The sequence below is a fragment of the Arthrobacter sp. MP_M4 genome (genome assembly GCF_035984855.1).
GTDB lineage: Bacteria > Actinomycetota > Actinomycetes > Actinomycetales > Micrococcaceae > Arthrobacter.
Map to the genome: position 1 here is coordinate 133,626 of NZ_JAXCHX010000002.1, position 18,469 is coordinate 152,094.

Sequence of the window (18,469 nt, forward strand, 5' to 3'; positions counted from 1 at the left end):
CGGCCGCTTCCTGTTCTTTGGGTGTGCCTCCGCGAGTGCAACCGCGGGTGTCTCCGCGAGTGCAGCCGCGGCTGTCAGCCGTAGATGCGGTCAATCTCAGCTCCGAAGTCACGAACGACGGCGGCGCGCTTAAGTTTCAGGGACGGCGTCAAGTGACCGGACTCCACCGTGAAGTCGGCGTCGAGGACGACGAAGCTGCGGATGGACTCGGCCTTCGACACCAGGGCATTCGCGTTGTCCACTGCCCGCTGCAGGGCGCCGCGCACGAGTTCACTGCTGCGGGCTTCGGCGGGGCTCAACGGTTCAAGCCGGCGCACGGCGCACCAGTTCTCCAGGCCTTCCGGGTCCAGGTTGATCAGCGCCGACACAAACGGTCTGCCATCGCCGATCACCACGGCCTGAAGGACCAGTTCGTGCTCGCGGATCTTTTCCTCCAACGGGCCGGGTGCGACGTTTTTGCCGCCCGCGGTGACCAGCAGGTCCTTCTTCCGGCCGGTGACTGTCAGGAATCCGTCCGCATCAAGGGACCCGAGGTCGCCCGTGCGGAAAAACCCGTCCACGAACGCTTCCGCATCGGCCTCGGCGTTGTTGTGATACCCCTTGAAGACGCCGATGCCCTTGACTAAAATCTCGCCGTCCCCGGCGACCCGGATGGTGGTTCCCGGCACGGGGATGCCGACCGTTCCCACTTTGGTCCGAGTCGGGGTGTTGGCCGTGCACGGTGCCGTGGTTTCGGTGAGGCCGTAGCCTTCCAGGACCGGGACGCCGGCGCCGCGGAAAAAATGGGCATCGTGGGCACTGAGCGGGCTGGCGCCCGAGACGGTGTAGCCCAGCCGGCCGCCGAAGGCCTGCCGGAGTTTGGGGTAAAGCACCCGGTCGAAGAGGGCGTGCTTGGCGCGGGTCATCCATCCGGGGCCGGTCCCGTTCCCCCTGGCAGCGGCGTCGAGAGCCGTGGAGTAGTCGATCGCGACGGCAGCGGCTGCCCCGAACAGGCGGTCCTTGCCCGCGAGGGCCGCCTTGTGGGCGGCGCCGGCGTAGACCCTCTCGAAGATCCGCGGCACGACGAGCAGGAACGTGGGCTGGAAGCTGGCCAGGTCCGCCAGGAGTTCCTTGGCACTGGCGGTGTGTCCGACGGTGGTCCCGGCGGCCAGGCAGATCACCTGGACGGCGCGGGCGAGGACATGGGCCAGCGGGAGGAACATCAGGGTCCGGGTGCGGGGCTGCATCAGGATTTCGGGCAGGAACGGGACGATGTTCCTGGCGACCAGCGCGAAGTTTCCGTGCGTGATTTCGCAGCCCTTGGCCCGGCCGGTGGTGCCGGAGGTGTACACCAAGGAGGCGACGTCCGCGAGGCCTGCTGCCGAGCGGTGCCGCTCGAGCTCGGCGTCGCTGACTCCGCCGCCTGCCGCGGCCAGGCTGGCGAGGTTGGGGGCGGCGCCGTCGTAGTCCATCCGGACCACCGGGAGCACGCTGTCGCCAAGCACGCCGGAGTTGTCCAGAACCTGCCGGACCAGGCCGGTTTTGGCCTCGTTTTCCGCGAAGATCCGTCGGGCGCCCGAATCGTTGAGAATCCACTCAATCTGGCTGGCAGAGGACGTCTCGTAAATGGGTACGGGCACGCCGCCGGCGAACCAAATGGCGAAGTCCACCACGGTCCATTCGTAACGGGTGCCGGACAGCACCGCCACCGTGTCCCCGGGAGTGATGCCGCCGGCGATCAGGCCCTTGGCCAGCGCCCGGACGTGGTCCAGGAACTGCTGGGCGGAAACGTCGGCCCAGCCGGCCGGGCCTTTGCGTGCGTACAGCGCGCGGACCGGATCCTTGGCGTGCTGCTCCAGCAGAAGGTCGGTCACGTTGCTGCCCGGATCCAGTTCGACGAGCAGTCCGGTGCTTGCTTCTCTCACAACCGTTTCTTTCGTTCCGGGTCCGCCGGGTGCCGGGGGACGTCCCTTGCCATCCTGCCCTAGATCCAGGACGGCATCCACATCCGGAACCGCCAATCCTGGTAGGTGATGGTTTCGGCGGTCCACACCGGATAGAAGAAGGCGGAGACGATGACGGCCGTAACCACAAAGAGGGCCACGACGTAGAGCCCGGAACGGCGCCGCCACAGCGGGTCCGTGCGGCGGCCCAGGACCAGGCCCATGCAGTAGGCGAGGGCCAACACCAGGAAGGGCTCGAAGGACACCGCGTAGAAATAGAACATGGTGCGTTCCGGGTAAAGGAACCAGGGGAGGTAGCCGGCCGCCACGGCCGCGAGAATCGCCCCGGCCCGCCAGTCCCGGCGCCCGGCCCACCAAAAGAGCAGCACTCCCAGGCAAGCGGCGGCACCCCACCAGATCACCGGGTTGCCCACGGACAGGATCGCCGTGGTGCAGGTGGCGGTGTCGCACCCCGGGCTGCCCTGCTTGGGGGACTCATAGAAGAAGGATGTGGGCCGTCCGAGCACCAGCCAGCTCCAGGCACTGGCCTCATAGGGGTGGTCCGAGCTGAGCCCTTGATGGAATTTGTAGGCCTCCAGGTGATAGTGCGCCAGGGACCGGACGGCGTTGGGCAGCCAGCCCCACTCCGCTGAGGGGACCGTCCCGGCCCAGTTCCGGAAGTACGCGTCCTTGGAACGGAACCAGCCGGTCCAGGTGGCGGCGTATACCAGCGCGGCCACCGGCACGATGCTGAGGAAGGCCGGGATCCCGTCCTTGAGAATCCCACCGCTGATCCAGCCGTGGATTCCCGCGATCCGGCGCGCGCTCAGGTCCCAGAACACCGTCAGGAGCCCGAAGCCGGCCAGGAAGAACAGCGCAGACCACTTGGTGCCGACGGCCAGTCCCAGGCAGATCCCGGCCGCGAGCCGCCACCAGCGCACTCCCAGCCAGGGTCCCGACGCCAGTTGCAGCAGGCTGGGCCGGCCGTCCGGCCGGTCAGCCCCGTGCCGGCCCAGCCGGTCGGCAAGCCGGCGGCGGCCATCGTCGCGGTCCAGGAGCAGAGCACCGAAGGCGGCAAGAATCCAAAACATCAGGAAGATGTCCAGCAACGAGGTCCGGGACATCACCAGGTGGTGTCCATCCACCGCCAGCAGCACCCCGGCCACGGCCCCGAGGGTCAGGGAGGAGAACAGTTTCTGGGCGATGAGGGCCACCAGGAAAATGGACAGCGTGCCGGTCAGGGCTGCTCCGAACCGCCAGCCGAAGGGGTTGTCCGCGCCGAAGAGCCACATCCCGGCGGCGATCATCCACTTTCCGACCGGCGGGTGGACGACGTACTCGGGGGTATCCAGGAGCACCCCGGGGTTGCCGGCGATAAAGGAATCGTTTGCTTTCTCCGGCCACGCCCGTTCGTAGCCGGATACCAGCAGGGAATAGGCGTCCTTGACGTAGTAGGTCTCGTCGAAGACCAGGTTGCGCGGCGAGTCCAGCCGAACGAAGCGCAGTATGCCGCCGAGGACCGCGGTGATAAGGGGTATGAGCCAGAACCACAGCCGGAGCGAGGGCGGGTAATCCCGCCAGCTTCGGATGCCGCCGATCAGGCGGTCCTTGAGGGCTTCGGGAGTGAACGCCTCCGCCGGGCGGCTGATCCAGCGGTGCCCTTCCAGGTTGCGTCCGGTGCTGGGGGCTGGGGGCGCCGAACCGGTGGAGCCGGCATCGACAGGCCGCGTGGGGGTCTGCGTCACGCTGCCCATGCTACCTTTTGCGGCCGGGCCTACGGCCGGCTGCCGGGCCGTTTCGCGGGTCCGGCAGGTCCGGCCCCGCCCCTGCCAGCAGTAGGCTGGTCGTGTGGATCCTCAACTCAGCACTTCCCCGACCCTTTCCGGCGACAGCGTGGTCCCTGCGGACCACGCCGGGGACGGCCCCGGTCCCGGGACAGGAGAAGATCCCGCAACGGCGCCCGTTCCGCTTACCGGCGGGCCAGGCCGGATCGTGCTGGCGGCAACCCCGATCGGCAACGCCGGGGACGCGACCTACCGGCTCGTCGAGCTGCTGACGACGGCGGATATCGTTGCCGCCGAGGACACCCGTCGGCTGCACCGGCTGGTCCAGAACCTGGGCATCACCGTGGCCGGCCGGATCATCAGCTACCACGAGCACAACGAGGCCGCCAAGACCGGTGAACTCCTGGAACAGGTGCGGGCCGGGAAGACCCTCGTCATGGTGACCGATGCCGGCATGCCCTCCGTCTCGGACCCCGGCTTCCGTCTGGTCGAAGGGGCGGTGGCCGCCGGGCTGACCGTTACCGCCGCGCCCGGGCCGTCCGCGGTGCTCACCGCGCTGGCGCTCTCGGGCCTGCCGACGGACCGGTTCTGCTTTGAGGGGTTCCTGCCCCGCAAGGCGGGGGAGCGGTCCTCGCGGCTCGCGGATCTCGACGCGGAACGGCGCACCATGGTCTTTTTCGAGGCGCCGCACCGCCTGGAGCCCATGCTCCGGGCGCTGCGGGAGCGGTTCGGGGCGGACCGGCGCGCCGCCATCTGCCGGGAACTGACCAAGACCTATGAGGAGGTCATCCGCGGCACCCTGCGCGAACTGCTTGAGTGGGCCGAGTCCAACGAGGTGCGGGGTGAGATCGCCGTCGTCGTAGGCGGTGCCCCGGCGCGGGAGCCGGGCAAACCGGAGGACCACGTGGCCGACGTGAACGCGCTGATGGCGCAGGGTATCCGGCTCAAGGAAGCCGTCGCGGCCGTGGCGGAGGACGCCAAGGTCAGCAAGCGTGAACTTTATTCCGCCGTGCTAGCCGCCCGGTAGCGCGAGCCCGGCCGGGCGGCCATTCGCTGTGCAGCTGCACAGCGAATCCCGGTGAGTGTGGTGCGGCCATGCGTAGACAGGTACGAGAACGCGGCAGTACCGTGGCAGTAATCCAGCGCCCCGAGGATGTTCCGAGCGGCGCTGAACCCGAACCCATCCACCCCGAATCGCTGACGAGGGAGTCAACCGTGACTGCAATTGCCCAGCCCATTACCGCGGAGCGCGAAAGCGCCCTGCTGGCTTCTGTTCCCACCGGTCTGTTGATCGGCGGCCAGTGGCGTCCGGCCGCTTCCGGCAAGACCTTCGACGTGGAGGATCCCTCGACGGGCAAGGTCCTGCTGAGCATTGCCGACGCCGGACCCGAGGACGGGGCCGCGGCCCTGGACGCGGCGGCCGCCGCACAGGAGTCCTGGGCCAAGGTTCCGGCCCGTGAGCGCGGGGAAATCCTGCGTCGGGCGTTCGACATGGTCACCGCCCGGGCAGAGGATTTCGCGTTGCTGATGACGCTGGAGATGGGCAAACCGCTCGCCGAGGCCCGCGGCGAGGTCACGTACGGCTCGGAGTTCCTGCGCTGGTTCTCCGAGGAAGCCGTCCGTGCCTTCGGCCGCTACTCCGTCTCCCCGGACGGGAAGTCCCGCCTGCTGGTGACGAAGAAGCCGGTAGGCCCCTGCCTGCTGATCACGCCGTGGAACTTCCCGCTGGCGATGGCGACACGCAAGGTGGCCCCGGCCGTTGCCGCCGGCTGCACCATGGTGCTGAAGTCCGCGAACCTGACGCCGCTGACCTCGCAGCTCTTCGCCGCCGTGATGATGGAGGCCGGGTTGCCGGCCGGGGTCCTGAACGTGATCCCCACCTCCACAGCCGGGGCGACGACGGGTCCGCTGATCAAGGACGCCCGGCTCCGGAAGCTTTCCTTCACCGGCTCCACCGAGGTGGGCCGCCGGCTGCTCGCCGACGCCTCCGAAAACGTGCTGCGCACCTCGATGGAACTCGGCGGCAACGCCCCGTTCGTCGTCTTCGCTGACGCCGACATCGACGCCGCCGTGACCGGGGCGATGCTGGCGAAGCTGCGGAACATGGGCGAGGCCTGCACGGCCGCAAACCGGTTCATCGTGCATGAGTCCGTCGCCGACGAGTTCGCGGAGAAGTTCGCCGCGAAGATGGCGGACATGACCACCGCCCGGGGCACCGAAGCGGAGTCCAAAGTAGGCCCGCTGATCGATGCGAAGAGCCGGGACAAGGTCCACGAACTCGTCTCCGACGCCGTGTCCGCCGGTGCGGTCGCGGTGATCGGCGGCGCCGCAGTCGAGGGCCCGGGCTACTTCTACCAGCCCACCATCCTCAAGGGCGTCACCGAGGGCACCCGGATCCTGGCCGAGGAAATCTTCGGCCCCGTCGCCCCGATCATCACCTTCGACACCGAGGACGAGGCCGTCAGGCTGGCCAACAACACCGAGTACGGCCTGGTCGCCTACGTCTTCACGAAGGACCTCAACAGGGGCATCCGGATGGGCGAACGCCTCGAGACCGGCATGCTGGGCCTGAACGCCGGCGTAGTCTCCAACGCCGCCGCGCCCTTCGGCGGCGTCAAGCAGTCCGGACTGGGCCGCGAAGGCGGCCTGGAAGGCATCGAGGAATACCTCTACACGCAGTACATCGGCATCGCCGACCCCTACGCCGGCTAGGCGCACCCCCGGCCCGCCGGGGGAGCCTCAGCTCCGACGCAGCCAGCGCACCCGTCGCAGCGCTACGCGGGCCCTTGACCAGGCCTGCGCCAGCCCCCGCCGGGTGCGTTGTGCTGTGCGCCGCACGACGCGGAAGGGGGCCGATGCGCCATACCGCCACGCCGCAAGGATGGAGGGCGGCAGCCAGGCTGCTCGGAAGCGCACAAGCCGGCCGGCGTTCCCGTCCAGCGAGGCGCGGACAGCCGCAATCAGCGCGCCGGCAGCTCCGGTGCCGGCTGTTCCTTCCCCGGGCCTGCCGTATTCACGGCGTTCAAAGTCGGCCGTCAGGGACCGGACGGCCTGGTGGCCATCCGCATCCAGGCCCTGGGGTTCGCCCAGCGCACCTGAGGAGCGCAGCCTGTCGGAGAAGTGCCGCGGAGTCTCGCTGATCCGCGGCGCTACGCCGTAATCCTTGGACAGGTCGCGCAGTTCCGCCCACGCCAGCAGCGCCGTGGCGTCGGCACCCGCGGAACCCGTCAGGCCGGACGCGCTAAGCCGGCGGCGGCGCACCGCACCGCGCGCCAGATGCGGGGATGCCAGCAGCAGGCCCAGGAGCAGCAGCGCCGCGGTGCCGTAGAGCGCCGGCAGCAGCGCGCCGGCAGCATCGGGCCGGGCTGCTGCCCCCGGCAACGGCACCGGCGCCACACTGGGCACGGGCGACGGGACGGGGCCGCGGTCCGGAAGCAGACCGTCGTTCGTCTCGTTCGTACTGGCACCGCTCGGCACCGCGGCGTCCGAGGCATAAGCCGGGACCACGCCCCGCGAGGGGGTGGGCTCGAAGGGAACCCAACCGAGCCCTTGGAAGTACAGCTCCGGCCACGCGTGCGCGTCGCGGGCGTCCACCTCGTACTCCGGCAGGGCTCCCTGGCCTCCGATCGATACTGTGGAGCCGGTGGGACGGCCGGGGGCGTAGCCGACGGCAATACGGCTGGGGATCCCTTCCAGCCTCGCCATCACGGCCATGGCCGAGGCGAAGTGGATGCAATAGCCGCTCTTCTCGGTGAGGAAATCCGCCAGTACGGACAACCCGTTGCCGTCATAGCCGCCCTGCACCGGGGATTGCAGCGAGTAGGTGAAATTGACCGAGCGCAGGTACCGCTGAAGGGCCATGGCCCGGGCGTAGGGGGTGGCGCTTCCCGCGGTCACGGTCTCGGCGGTCGTGCGCACAATTTCCGGGACGTTGTCCGGCGTGCGGATGAACTCCTCGGAGACGCCCTGCACCGGCCCCGTGGCCTGTGCCAGCAGGTCCGCGGTGAGCTGGGGTGCCACCGAGAGTGCCACATACTGCTGGTCGCGGGAGTTGGTGTCCACACCCTTGATGCTGAGCGTCGCGGGATCCCAGCTCCACCGGCCCGTGAGGCCGTTGACCGCCTCCGGGGCATACGGTACCGGCAGATAGGGGCTGGTGAACTGGCCGGTATTGACCGCTGTGACCACCCGGACTTCCGTGGCTGCCGGCTCCAGGCCTGAATCCAGCCGTCCTGTGCCCAGGCGGCGCGTTTCGTCGCGATCATCCGGCGCCCAGTTATCGCCGTTAAAGCTGTCCACGGTCACTGAGCGCAGGTAGGGAGTGCTGGGAGCATTGGTGGCATACGTGATCCGTCCGTCACCGGAGGGGCTGCGCAGGCTGTTGCCCAGGCTGATCATGGGGTTGAGGCCCGAGGCCGGCCCGAACGGATTCAACCGCGAGCCCTGCGGGAAGGATCCCTGGTCAAAACCCGGCGTCACCAGCTGGAGCACAAGCGTTGCGGCCAGCGCCGCGGCGCCGGTCAGGGCGCCCCGACGGAACTGGCCCGGGTTCCGTACGGCCTCCGCGCCGGTCCGTGCGTCGGGCGCGAACCAGTGGCTGCAGCCGAGGATCAGCAGGTAGCCGCAGGCGGCCGCGGCGAAGGCCAGCACGCCGACGCTCTGGGGCTTGATCATGGCCGGAACGATCAGGACGGCCAGGATCCCGAGGCCGCTCAAAGCCGGCAGGGCCAGGGGATACGCAAGGGCGTCGACCAGAATCACCGTCAGCCCGAGGGCGGCGCAAACCAACAGGACAATCCCCGCATTGGGGGCCACCGGCGCGCTCTCCGCGAGGATGGTCTCGCTGGCCCGGCGCACATACCGGCCCAGCTGGGTCATGGTGGCGCCGGAGGGAATTAACCCTGCAGTGCTCTGCGGGCGGAAGAAAGTGAAGGTCAGGATCAGCACCAGCGAAGTCAACGCACCGGCCGTCACCAGGAGGCTGCGCCAGCGCAGGGCACGGAGCCCGGCCATCGTGAAGGCCACTGTCAGGACCGTCGAAAGCGCGGGGGAGTACCACGCCCAGCCCCGCAGCACTCCATTGAGGCTCAGCGCCGCGCCAGCGACGGCGACGGACACTGCCAGGGCCATCAGCCACGGCTGCGGGCCCACCTTCGTCCGCGCCCGGGCCTTCCCGGGGACGACTCCCCGGCCGGCGGGTTCAGCGCCGCGCCCCGCAGCCGCGCCGGACGGGCCGGCAGGTGCATCGCTGCGCTGTGGGGTCATGGTCATCGCCGGGCCCCCGTCCCCCGCCGAACGTCCGCGGCGGCCGCCAGCGGCGCCGTGCCGCCGTCGTCGAACGCCGCCCATGCGGCCGTCAACGGCGTCGAGGGGATCACGGCTACGGCCCGCCAGCCGCCGAGCCTGAGGATCTCGAGCACTTCCATCGGCTGCGCGGACCGCTCCGTGATGACCAGCGCAAAGGCGTTGGCCGCAAATCCCGCCGCCGCGGACAGCGTCCGGGCCTCGGCCGGCGTGATCTCACCCAGGATTGCCAGCACCGGCCCGCGCATGCGGTGGGCTGCCAGCTTGTCCATAAGCCGGTCATCGAACGGCTGCGGCCCGGCCTCTGCGCCTGCGGGGTGCCGGTGACCGGCCGTCCGGGGTCCGGCGGCCCCCGCCCCGTCCCTGCGGCTGGCATGTGGCCCGGTGAGCTGGATGGCGGCCAGGCTCTCGGCGATTGATTGCAGCCCCGTCGCGCCGAGGTACTCTTCCGACTCCGGCTCGGGAGCGGACGGCGAATGGCGGAACGCCGGTTCGCCGGCGGCGTCCAGGAAACGCAAAGCATAGTTGCGCTCGGCGAGGTGGGCGCCAACGGACACCGCAGCCGTCACGGCCCACTCGAAGGCGTCGCTGGTCACGGGCTCGTGGCCGTCCGCGCCGGCGGTGCCCCGGGTAAAAGCGGAGCGCCGCTGGTCCAGGATGATGGTCGCCTCCGGGGTGGTGACGGACTCCTCCTGGCGGACCATCAGTTCCCCGTGCCGCGCCGTCGCCGCCCAGTGGACGCGGCGCATTGGATCACCATGGCGGTATTCCCGGGTCATGACGTCGTCGTCGCTCGGGTTGGCCCGGATGCGTGTGGCCGTCACGCCGTCATGGCCCCTGGCGCCGGCGAGGCCGGTGGCCGGGAGTTCGACGGCGGCCGGTGTCACGGTGAGGATGTCCCCGTCGTCGATGGCGTGCCGCTGGAGGGAGAGCCCGAAAGGGTCGCTGAACTCGGCCGTGACCGGCCCGATGCGGAACTGGCCGCGTTTGCCGGAGCGCACATGGTATTCATAACGGCTGGTGGCGCCTGTGGCCGACCGGGCCGGGAACCGGAAGGCAGGAGACTCCCCGAACCGCGCGGGCAGGTGCTCCTCCATGAGCGCATGACCTGAACCCGCGCCGGTCCTGGCCACGGCCAGCAGCACGGTCGCCGTGGCCGCCGTTTCGACGCTGGCCGGTGTGAACTCCCGGAAAACACTGAAGTTGGGCTTGAGCAGGCGGGTTCCGGCCAGCGAGAACAACGGCAGCACGACGAGCAGGATGGCCAGTGCCAGGAGGTCCCGGCGCCCCATTGTCTGGGCCGCCAGGAGGAACACCCCGCCTGTGGCCAGCAATCCCCAGCCCCGGGTCGTGAATATGTCTTTCGGGAACCGGTCCGTCAGTGCCACGTCAGTGCCACCCTAGCGGCGGTTCGGCAGCGTAGCGCCGGGGGCGGCGGCCAGATCCGGGCTGACCGGGATCTTCGCCAGCACGGCACGGATGACACCCGGGGCGGTCTCGCCCGCGCCTGCGGCCTTACGGTCCAGGATGATCCGATGTGCCAGCACGGCCTCCGCCACGCTCACGACGTCGTCCGGCAGCACAAAGTCCCGGCCCTCCAGCGCTGCGGTGGCCTTGGCCGCGCGCAGCAGTTGCAGCATGGACCGGGGGCTGGCGCCAAGCCGGAGCAGAGGGCTTTCCCGCGTGGCGCGCCCCAGTGACACGGTGTAGTCCTTGATCGCCTGCGAGACGTACACCTGCCGCACCGTTGCGATCATCGAGGCAACCTCGGCGGCAGTGACGACGGCGGTGACCTTTGCCAGGGGGGAGGTGGCTTGATGCGTTTCCAGCATCTCCATCTCGGCGTCCTTGTCCGGATAGCCCATGGATATCCGTGCCATAAAGCGGTCCCGCTGCGCTTCCGGAAGCGGATAGGTCCCTTCCATCTCGATCGGGTTTTGCGTGGCCACCACCATGAAGGGTTCATCGAGGGTGTACGACGTGCCGTCGACGGTGACCTGGTGTTCCTCCATGCATTCCAGCAGCGCCGACTGGGTCTTGGCTGAGGCGCGGTTAATTTCGTCGCCAATGACAATATTGGCGAACACGGCACCGGGCCGGAACTCGAACGACCTGGAGGCCTGGTTGTAAATGGACACGCCGGTGACATCGGACGGGAGCAGATCCGGGGTGAACTGGATGCGGCTGACCGAGCAGTCGATGGTGCGGGCCAGGGTCTTGGCGAGCAGGGTCTTGCCGACCCCCGGAACGTCTTCGAGGAGCAGGTGGCCTTGGGCGAGGAGGACGGTCAGCGCCAGTTTGGCTGCCTCGGCCTTCCCGTCAATCACGGTATTGATGGCCGTCAGGACGCGCCCGCTCGCGGCCCGGAACGCCCCGGCGTCCATCGCGGCAGGCGGCTGGGCGGGCCGCAGCCCCGCCAGCGCGGAGTCGTCCCCGACGTTCCGTTCCTCAGGGAGTACTTCGTCTAAAGAGATGCGGTGGTAGTCCATCGGCAGCCTTTCAGCCCTGGTGGTTCCCGGGAAGGACCGGCATGGTGCCTGGGACCGGTCTTTAGAACAGAGTACTAACACAACTGCCGGGCCTGACAGAGAGTTCCGCGGAAATCTGCAGGCACCTTCCCGGTGGACATAGCACGGTCAGGTTAATTCGCGGCCGGTCCGGGTCATGGGTCCGGTTCATGCGTCCGGGGGAGCGCCGATAAGGTGGACGGATGATCACCGCCCTCACTCCCGTCCCGTTCCGCGCGCCCGGCAGCGACGGCGCCGGCAGGCGGGGATACCCGCCTGCCCCCGAACCGCTTCCGGTGCCCGTCATGGATAACCACACCCACCTGGACTTCCCGCACAACGAGCTGAAGGTCAGTGTCGCCGCTGCCTTGGACGCGGCCGAGGCAGTCGGGGTGCAGGGTGCCGTGCAGGTCGGATGCGACCTTGAATCGTCGAGGTTCACCGTTCAAGCGGTTCAGCTGGATCCGCGGCTGCTCGGTGCAGTTGCCCTCCACCCCAATGACGCGCCGGAGTACGCCGGCCGCGGGGAGTTGGAGGAGGCCCTGGCCGAGATTGAGGACCTCGCGGCGCACCCGCGGATCCGGGCCATCGGCGAAACCGGCCTGGACTTCTTCCGCACCGAGGGTGACGGGCTGGCCGCCCAGCGCTACTCCTTCCGCCGCCACATTGACATCGCCAAACGCCTCGGCCTGACGCTGCAGATCCACGACCGGGACGCCCACGACGACGTGGTGCAGGTGCTGCGGGAGGAGGGCGCCCCCGAACGGGTGGTTTTCCACTGCTTCTCCGGCGGGGAGGACCTCGCCCGGACCTGCAACAGCGAGGGCTGGTACATGTCCTTCGCCGGTACGGTGACTTTCAAGAACGCCGCCAACCTCCGGGCCGCCCTGTCCATAGCGGAGCCCGGGCGGATCCTGGTTGAAACGGACGCCCCCTTCCTCACCCCGCACCCCCATCGGGGCCGCCCCAATGCTAGCTATCTAATCCCTTACACCGTGCGGGCCATGGCTGGCGTGACTGGATGGGAACTCTCGGAACTCTGTGCCCGGATTGTCCAAAATACGGTGCAGGCCTACGGATCCTGGGACTGATTCCAGCAGAACCGCGCCGCTTATATGGATACGTAGTATGCACAATTTGTTGGTTGCTTTATAACGCTCCGGTTACAGTGAGAACCATTAGCCGGGGTCGGGGAAGGCCTTCGGACAATTTCACTCCTGCAGGGCGCGCATCGTGGCCAAGAATCCATGGGCGCGCTCTCGTTTGCGAGTGCGGCAGTGCACGCAGCTGCCGCGGACACGATGCACCGGTTTCGGTGCTGCCCCCGGGCCGTCCGCGGCGGATTGAACTGTGCACTTTTCCCCGTGCCCGGATGGTCCAAAAGATACGGGCAATCGTGGTCAAGTTCTTCACATCGGATGGCAAGTTCAGCTACGTCAAAGTCGGCACGCAGCTCGTGGTGCTCGTGGCACTCGTTCTTGGGCTCGTCGCTTTCGTCGGCAACAACAAAACAGTAACCCTCAACGTCGACGGCAGAGTCAGCTCCGTCCAGACGTTCGGCGGCACCGTCGGCCAAGTGGTCAAGGGCGCCAGCGTCGAACTCCAGCCGCCCGACCGGATCACGCCAGCGGCTGACTCCCACGTGCAGGACGGCTCCGTCATTAAGGTCAACCTCGCCAAGGCTGTCAAGGTCAACCTGGACGGCGCCGAGCGGACCATCAGAACGACCGCTCCCACCGTCGAAGGCCTTGTAAGCGAACTTGGTGTCGCGGGTTCCTCCGATGTGTCCGCTCCGAAAGATGCGCAGCTCACCGTCTCCGGTTCCTTCGTATCCATTTCGACGCCGAAGTCCGTGAGCATCGTCGCCGACGGCAAGGCCGCCACGACCTCCACGACGGCAGCCAACGTCTCCCAGCTCCTCGCCGACGCCGGCATCACACTGGCTGCCGCAGACCGGACCTCGCAGCCGGGCAACGCGCCGGTGGTCAATGACATGGTGATCAAGGTCTCCCGCGTGGACGCCGGCAAGACCGAAGATGCCACCGAGGCCGTACCGTTCGAAACCGTCACCACCGAGGATCCGGCGATGACCAAGGGCGAGAAGAAGGTCACCCAGGCAGGCGTCGCCGGCACCCGCAGCAAGAGCTTCAAGCTGGTCCTGGTGGACGGCCGCGAAGCGTCCCGCACCCTCGTTTCCGAGACCGTCAGCACACCGCCGGTCACGGAGCAGATCAGCGTCGGCACCAAGGAGAAGCCCAAGCCGGCAGCCCAGGCCGCCGCGGCCAGCCCCAGCGTCGCCGCCAGCCCCAGCGTCGCCGCCAGCCCCGGTGCGGCAGCCAGCCCCCGTGCGGCAGCCAACACCGGCGCCGCAGCACCGGCCATGATGAACGAAGCCATGTGGGACAAGGTCGCGAAGTGCGAGTCCGGCGGCAACTGGTCCATCAGCTCCGGCAACGGTTACTACGGCGGACTGCAGTTCGACGTCCGGACCTGGCTGGGCTCCGGCGGCGGCGCCTACGCCCCGACCGCAGCAGGAGCCAGCAAGGCCCAGCAGATCGACATCGCCAACCGCGTCTACGCACAGCGCGGCCTGCAGCCCTGGGGCTGCGGCTGGGCAGCTTCACGCTAAAGCAGGCACGGCCCGTATCGGCTCCGGCCGGCGGGCAACCGATGTGGAACGGGATCCGCGGTGGCTGACCACCACTGCGGCCCCCTGCGCAGGCCGGGTCCGGGTTCCCGGGCCCGGCCTGCGCCATGTCCGGGCCGGGCCGGGGGATAGGATACCAAGGTGACTGAACCGACCCCCTCCGCGCCAGGTACTGCGCCAAAGAGCGCGCCAGCCCCCCTCATGGGAGCCTCCGATATCCGCAGACTGGCTGAGGAAATCGGCGTCCGGCCCACCAAGACCCTCGGTCAGAACTTCGTCATCGACGGCAACACCATCCGCCGGATCGTGGCCGCTGCGGACATCCATCCGGATGAGACCGTCCTGGAGGTCGGTCCCGGGCTGGGATCCCTCACGCTGGGCCTGCTGGACGCGGCCCGCTCCGTCGTCGCCGTGGAGATCGATCCGGTCCTCGCCGGAAAGCTTCCCGCCACCGTCGCGCAGTGGCGCCCGGACGCCGTCGAGAACTTTCACCTGGTCCTTGCCGACGCGATGCGGGTCACCGAGCTCCCCGTGGAGCCGACCGCTCTCGTGGCGAATCTGCCCTACAACGTCGCCGTTCCGGTGGTCCTGCATTTACTCCAGCATTTTCCGGGCCTGCGGCACGGCCTGGTCATGGTCCAGGACGAGGTCGCCGACAGGCTGGCCGCCGGCCCCGGGTCCAAGACCTACGGTGTCCCCTCGGTCAAATCCGCCTGGTACTCCAGCATGCGCAAGGCCGGGGTCATCGGCATGAACGTCTTCTGGCCGGCACCCAAGATCCACTCCGGTCTCGTCGCCTTCACCCGGCGGGAACCCCCGGTCACCACGGCCACCCGGGAACAGGTGTTTGCTGTCATCGATGCTGCCTTCGCCCAGCGCCGCAAGACCCTGCGGGCCGCACTGGCCGGATGGGCCGGCAGTGCAGCGGAGGCAGAACGGTGCCTGCGCGCTGCCGGCGTGGACCCCACCGCCCGCGGCGAGGTCATCGACATCGCGGCGTTTTCCCGGATCGCCGAAGCGCACGCCCGCCCGGCCCAGTGACACCCGCGGCCGCGCCGGGAAGGTGACACCGGCGCGGACTGTGCTTGGACCCTGCCCCGCCATGCCATAGCGTGGAGCCATGAACGCAGTGAGAGGGCGCTTTGCAGCGAGGACCGTCCGGGTCAAGGCTCCCGGCAAAGTAAACGTCTCACTGGATGTGGGGCCCCTCCGGGCTGATGGCTACCACTCGGTGGCCAGCGTTTATCTGGCGGTATCCCTTTATGAGGAAGTTGCCGCCACCAGCACCGACACCGGCGACATTACGGTCAGCATCAGCCCCGCCAGCACCCTGGACCTCGACGGCGTTGACATTCCCCTCGACGAGCGGAACCTGGCCTATAAAGCCGCTGCCATCATGGCTGATGTCTCGGAGCACTCCACCGGCGTTCACCTTGAAATCACCAAGCGGGTGCCCGTAGCCGGCGGCATGGGCGGCGGTTCAGCCGACGCCGCTGCCACCCTGCTAGCGTGTGACGCGCTCTGGAACAGCGGACTGTCGCGGGACGAACTCGCCCATCTGGCCGCCGAACTCGGCGCCGACGTGCCGTTCTCCCTCCTCGGGGGAACCGCCGTCGGGCTGGGGCTCGGCGACGAACTCTCGCCCGCGCTGGTTAAGGCACAGACGGACTGGGTCCTTGTGGCCGCAGACTTTGGCCTGCCCACCCCGGAGGTCTACCGGACCCTGGACCGGTTGCGCGCGGCCGAAGACGCGGCCACCGAGGAACCGACCGCGGTGGACCCCCTGATCCTCCAGGCACTGCGGGCCGGCGACGCCGACGCGTTGTCCCGGGTTTTGGTCAACGATCTGCAACGCGCTTCCATTGAGCTGGCGCCCGGCCTCCGGGACACTTTGGGATTAGGCGAATCCCTGGGGGCGATCGCCGGTATTGTCTCCGGTTCCGGCCCCACGGTGGCGCTGCTGGCCCACAGTCCGGCCGCGGCGGAGGGACTCGCCGATGACCTCCGGCACCACGGCCTCGATGCCATCGCGGTGCACGGCCCGGTTCACGGCGCGCGCATCATCTCCGATACGCTCCTTTAATAGGATCACCGCCGTCATCAGCGCGGCGCACCGGCCCGGCTCCATCGGGTCTGGCCTAAAAACTTTGCTCGACATTATTTACCTCTAGGAAAGCAGTTCCCCGTGGCACACCTGCTCGGCGGCGAAAACCTCACGGTCTCGTACGCAACCCGCACCGTCCTCGACGGCATTACCCTCGGCCTGGAAGAGGGCGACCGGATTGGGATGGTGGGCCGCAACGGCGACGGCAAGTCGACCCTCATGCGGTTGCTGGCGATGCGCTCCACCCCCGACACCGGCCGCGTGACGAAACGCAGCGAGGTCAACATCGGCTACCTGGACCAGAGCGACGTGCTCGACGGTGACCTCACCGTCGGCGCCGCGATCGTCGGTGACCAGGCCGATTATGAATGGGCCCGCAATCCGCAGATCCGCGAGGTCATGGGCGGACTCGTGTCCGACGTCGACTGGCACGCCAACGTCCATGCCCTCTCCGGCGGGCAGAAGCGGCGCGTGGCGCTGGCGAAGCTGCTCATCGAGGACCACGACGTCATCATGCTGGACGAGCCGACCAACCACCTCGACGTCGAAGGCGTTGCGTGGCTGTCCCGGCACCTGAAAACCCGCTGGCGGCCCAACCAGGGTGCTTTCCTCGTGGTCACCCACGACCGGTGGTTCCTCGATGAGGTCTGTACCAAGACCTGGGAAATCCACGACGGCATCATGGACCCGTTCGACGGCGGCTACGCGGCCTACGTGCTGGCCCGGGCCGAACGCGACCGCTCCGCGTCCGTGGTCGAAAGCAAGCGCCAGCAGCTCGTGAAGAAGGAGCTCGCATGGCTCCGGCGCGGCGCCCCCGCCCGCACCGCGAAGCCGAAGTTCCGGATCGAGGCGGCCAACGCCCTGATCGCGGACGTCCCCGAACCGCGTGACTCGACGGCACTGAGCAAGATGGCCACGGCCCGGCTCGGCAAGGACGTGCTGGACCTTGAAAACGTCTCGCTCGACTTCCTGGGCGGCGACCCGGGACAGAAACTCTTCGACAACATCACGCTGCGGCTCGCCCCCGGTGAACGTCTGGGTCTCGTCGGCGTCAACGGCGCCGGCAAGACCACACTCCTGAAGCTCCTCAACGGCGAAATCCAGCCCTCCGCGGGAACTGTGAAGCGCGGCAAGACGGTGGTCACCGCGGTGCTGACCCAGGAGGTCAAGGAACTCGACGACGTCTCGGACCTGCGGGTCATCGAAGTCATCGAACGTGAGAAGCGCTCGTTCAACGTCGGCGGCAAGGAATTCACCGCCGGCCAGCTCGTGGAGCAGCTGGGGTTCACCAACGAAAAGCAGTGGACCCCGGTCAAGGACCTCTCCGGCGGGGAACGCCGCCGACTCCAGCTCCTGCGCCTGCTCGTGGGAGAGCCCAACGTGCTGATGCTCGATGAGCCCACCAACGACCTCGACACCGACACCCTGGCCGCCGTCGAAGACGTGCTCGACGGCTGGCCGGGCACCCTCGTCGTCGTCAGTCACGACCGCTACCTGCTCGAACGCGTCACGGACCACCAGATGGCCCTCCTGGGCGACGGCAAGATCCGGGCCCTGCCCCGCGGCGTCGACCAATACCTGGAATTGCGCGAAGGGGCTCTGGCCGGTTCCACCATCACCGGCGGCGGCAACCCCGTCACCGCTGCCAGCGGCACCTCGGCCCCCGCAGCAGACGGACCGTCGGAGGCCGAGAAGCGGGACGCCCGCAAGGCCAAGAACAGGATCGACCGCCAGCTGGGCAAGCTCAAGCAGCAGGAAGACAAGATCCACGCCCAGATGACCGCGACGGCCGCCGACGCCTCCGCCGTGGGCGATCTCGCCGGGCTCAATAAAAAGCTCAAGGACCTCGCAGCCGAGCGCGAAGGCCTCGAACTTGAATGGCTGGGAGCGCTCGAGGTCCTCGGGGAGTAAGCCCGCCCTGCTCCGGGGGACCTGCCCACTCGCAGGCCGCCGCGTCGGACATGCCCATCTGTGCAGGTGCTCAGCGGATACGTCCCTTGGGCGCCGCAGATCCCACCGGACATGCTCAGTGGTGCGCGCCAGCAACGGGTTTGTCCCTTGGGCGCCGCAGATCCCACCGGACATGCTCAGTGGTGCGCGCCAGCAGTGGACATAGTGGGTCTATGTCCCTTGCTCGCGGCCTGAAGGGGGCATGTCCCGCGGTGCTTGGGGCTTAGTCCGCTGCCGCCAAAGGACGTCGG

12 protein-coding genes are annotated in these 18,469 nt (G+C 68.5%); 7 read left to right on the forward strand and 5 right to left on the reverse strand.

What is annotated here, in order from left to right; genetic code table 11:
- Positions 1–74 precede the first annotated feature (74 nt).
- Both RCH15_RS03135 and RCH15_RS03140 read right to left on the reverse strand, forming a co-directional pair.
- The gene (locus tag RCH15_RS03135; RefSeq protein WP_326957955.1) at positions 75–1,904 is read right to left on the reverse strand and encodes an AMP-dependent synthetase/ligase; all 1,830 of its coding nucleotides are present in this window, start codon (positions 1,902–1,904) and stop codon (positions 75–77) included.
- 59 nt (positions 1,905–1,963) lie between these two features.
- Positions 1,964–3,676, reverse strand: coding sequence for a dolichyl-phosphate-mannose--protein mannosyltransferase (locus tag RCH15_RS03140; protein WP_326957957.1), 1,713 nt, complete (start codon positions 3,674–3,676; stop codon positions 1,964–1,966).
- Positions 3,677–3,911: 235 nt separating this feature from the next.
- Between RCH15_RS03140 and rsmI the strand changes: the two genes are divergently transcribed.
- Complete coding sequence (gene rsmI, locus RCH15_RS03145) at positions 3,912–4,733, forward strand: 16S rRNA (cytidine(1402)-2'-O)-methyltransferase (protein ID WP_326958472.1); 822 nt, start codon at positions 3,912–3,914, stop codon at positions 4,731–4,733.
- 188 nt (positions 4,734–4,921) lie between these two features.
- Positions 4,922–6,418, forward strand: coding sequence for an NAD-dependent succinate-semialdehyde dehydrogenase (locus tag RCH15_RS03150; RefSeq protein WP_326957959.1), 1,497 nt, complete (start codon positions 4,922–4,924; stop codon positions 6,416–6,418).
- Positions 6,419–6,445: 27 nt separating this feature from the next.
- Here RCH15_RS03150 and RCH15_RS03155 read toward each other — a convergent pair whose 3' ends face one another.
- From RCH15_RS03155 to RCH15_RS03165, 3 genes are read right to left on the reverse strand one after another with little or no spacing between them, the layout of a single operon-like run.
- Positions 6,446–8,977, reverse strand: coding sequence for a transglutaminase family protein (locus RCH15_RS03155; RefSeq protein ID WP_326957960.1), 2,532 nt, complete (start codon positions 8,975–8,977; stop codon positions 6,446–6,448).
- On the reverse strand, positions 8,974–10,398 hold the full coding sequence (locus RCH15_RS03160) for a DUF58 domain-containing protein (RefSeq protein WP_326957963.1): 1,425 nt from the start codon (positions 10,396–10,398) through the stop codon (positions 8,974–8,976). Before RCH15_RS03160 ends, RCH15_RS03155 begins: the two co-directional genes overlap by 4 nt.
- Positions 10,399–10,410: 12 nt before the next feature.
- Positions 10,411–11,499, reverse strand: coding sequence for an AAA family ATPase (locus RCH15_RS03165; RefSeq protein ID WP_326957965.1), 1,089 nt, complete (start codon positions 11,497–11,499; stop codon positions 10,411–10,413).
- A gap of 221 nt (positions 11,500–11,720) precedes the next feature.
- Here RCH15_RS03165 and RCH15_RS03170 point away from each other — a divergent pair, with 221 nt between their 5' ends.
- From RCH15_RS03170 to RCH15_RS03190, 5 genes are all read left to right on the forward strand, one after another.
- Entirely contained in the window at positions 11,721–12,608 is an 888-nt protein-coding gene (locus RCH15_RS03170) for a TatD family hydrolase (protein WP_326957967.1), read from the forward strand.
- Between the two features lie 281 nt (positions 12,609–12,889).
- Positions 12,890–14,146 carry a ubiquitin-like domain-containing protein gene (locus tag RCH15_RS03175; RefSeq protein WP_326957969.1) on the forward strand — a complete coding sequence of 419 codons (1,257 nt, stop codon included), beginning with the start codon at positions 12,890–12,892 and terminating at the stop codon, positions 14,144–14,146.
- Between the two features lie 159 nt (positions 14,147–14,305).
- Positions 14,306–15,205: a 16S rRNA (adenine(1518)-N(6)/adenine(1519)-N(6))-dimethyltransferase RsmA gene (gene rsmA, locus RCH15_RS03180; RefSeq protein ID WP_409017111.1), complete on the forward strand. Its 900-nt coding sequence runs from the start codon at positions 14,306–14,308 to the stop codon at positions 15,203–15,205.
- A gap of 79 nt (positions 15,206–15,284) precedes the next feature.
- Positions 15,285–16,247, forward strand: a complete 963-nt coding sequence (locus RCH15_RS03185) for a 4-(cytidine 5'-diphospho)-2-C-methyl-D-erythritol kinase (RefSeq protein WP_326957971.1) — start codon at positions 15,285–15,287, stop codon at positions 16,245–16,247.
- Positions 16,248–16,349: 102 nt separating this feature from the next.
- Positions 16,350–18,179, forward strand: a complete 1,830-nt coding sequence (locus tag RCH15_RS03190; RefSeq protein WP_326957973.1) for an ABC-F family ATP-binding cassette domain-containing protein — start codon at positions 16,350–16,352, stop codon at positions 18,177–18,179.
- The last annotated feature ends 290 nt before the right edge of the window (positions 18,180–18,469 follow it).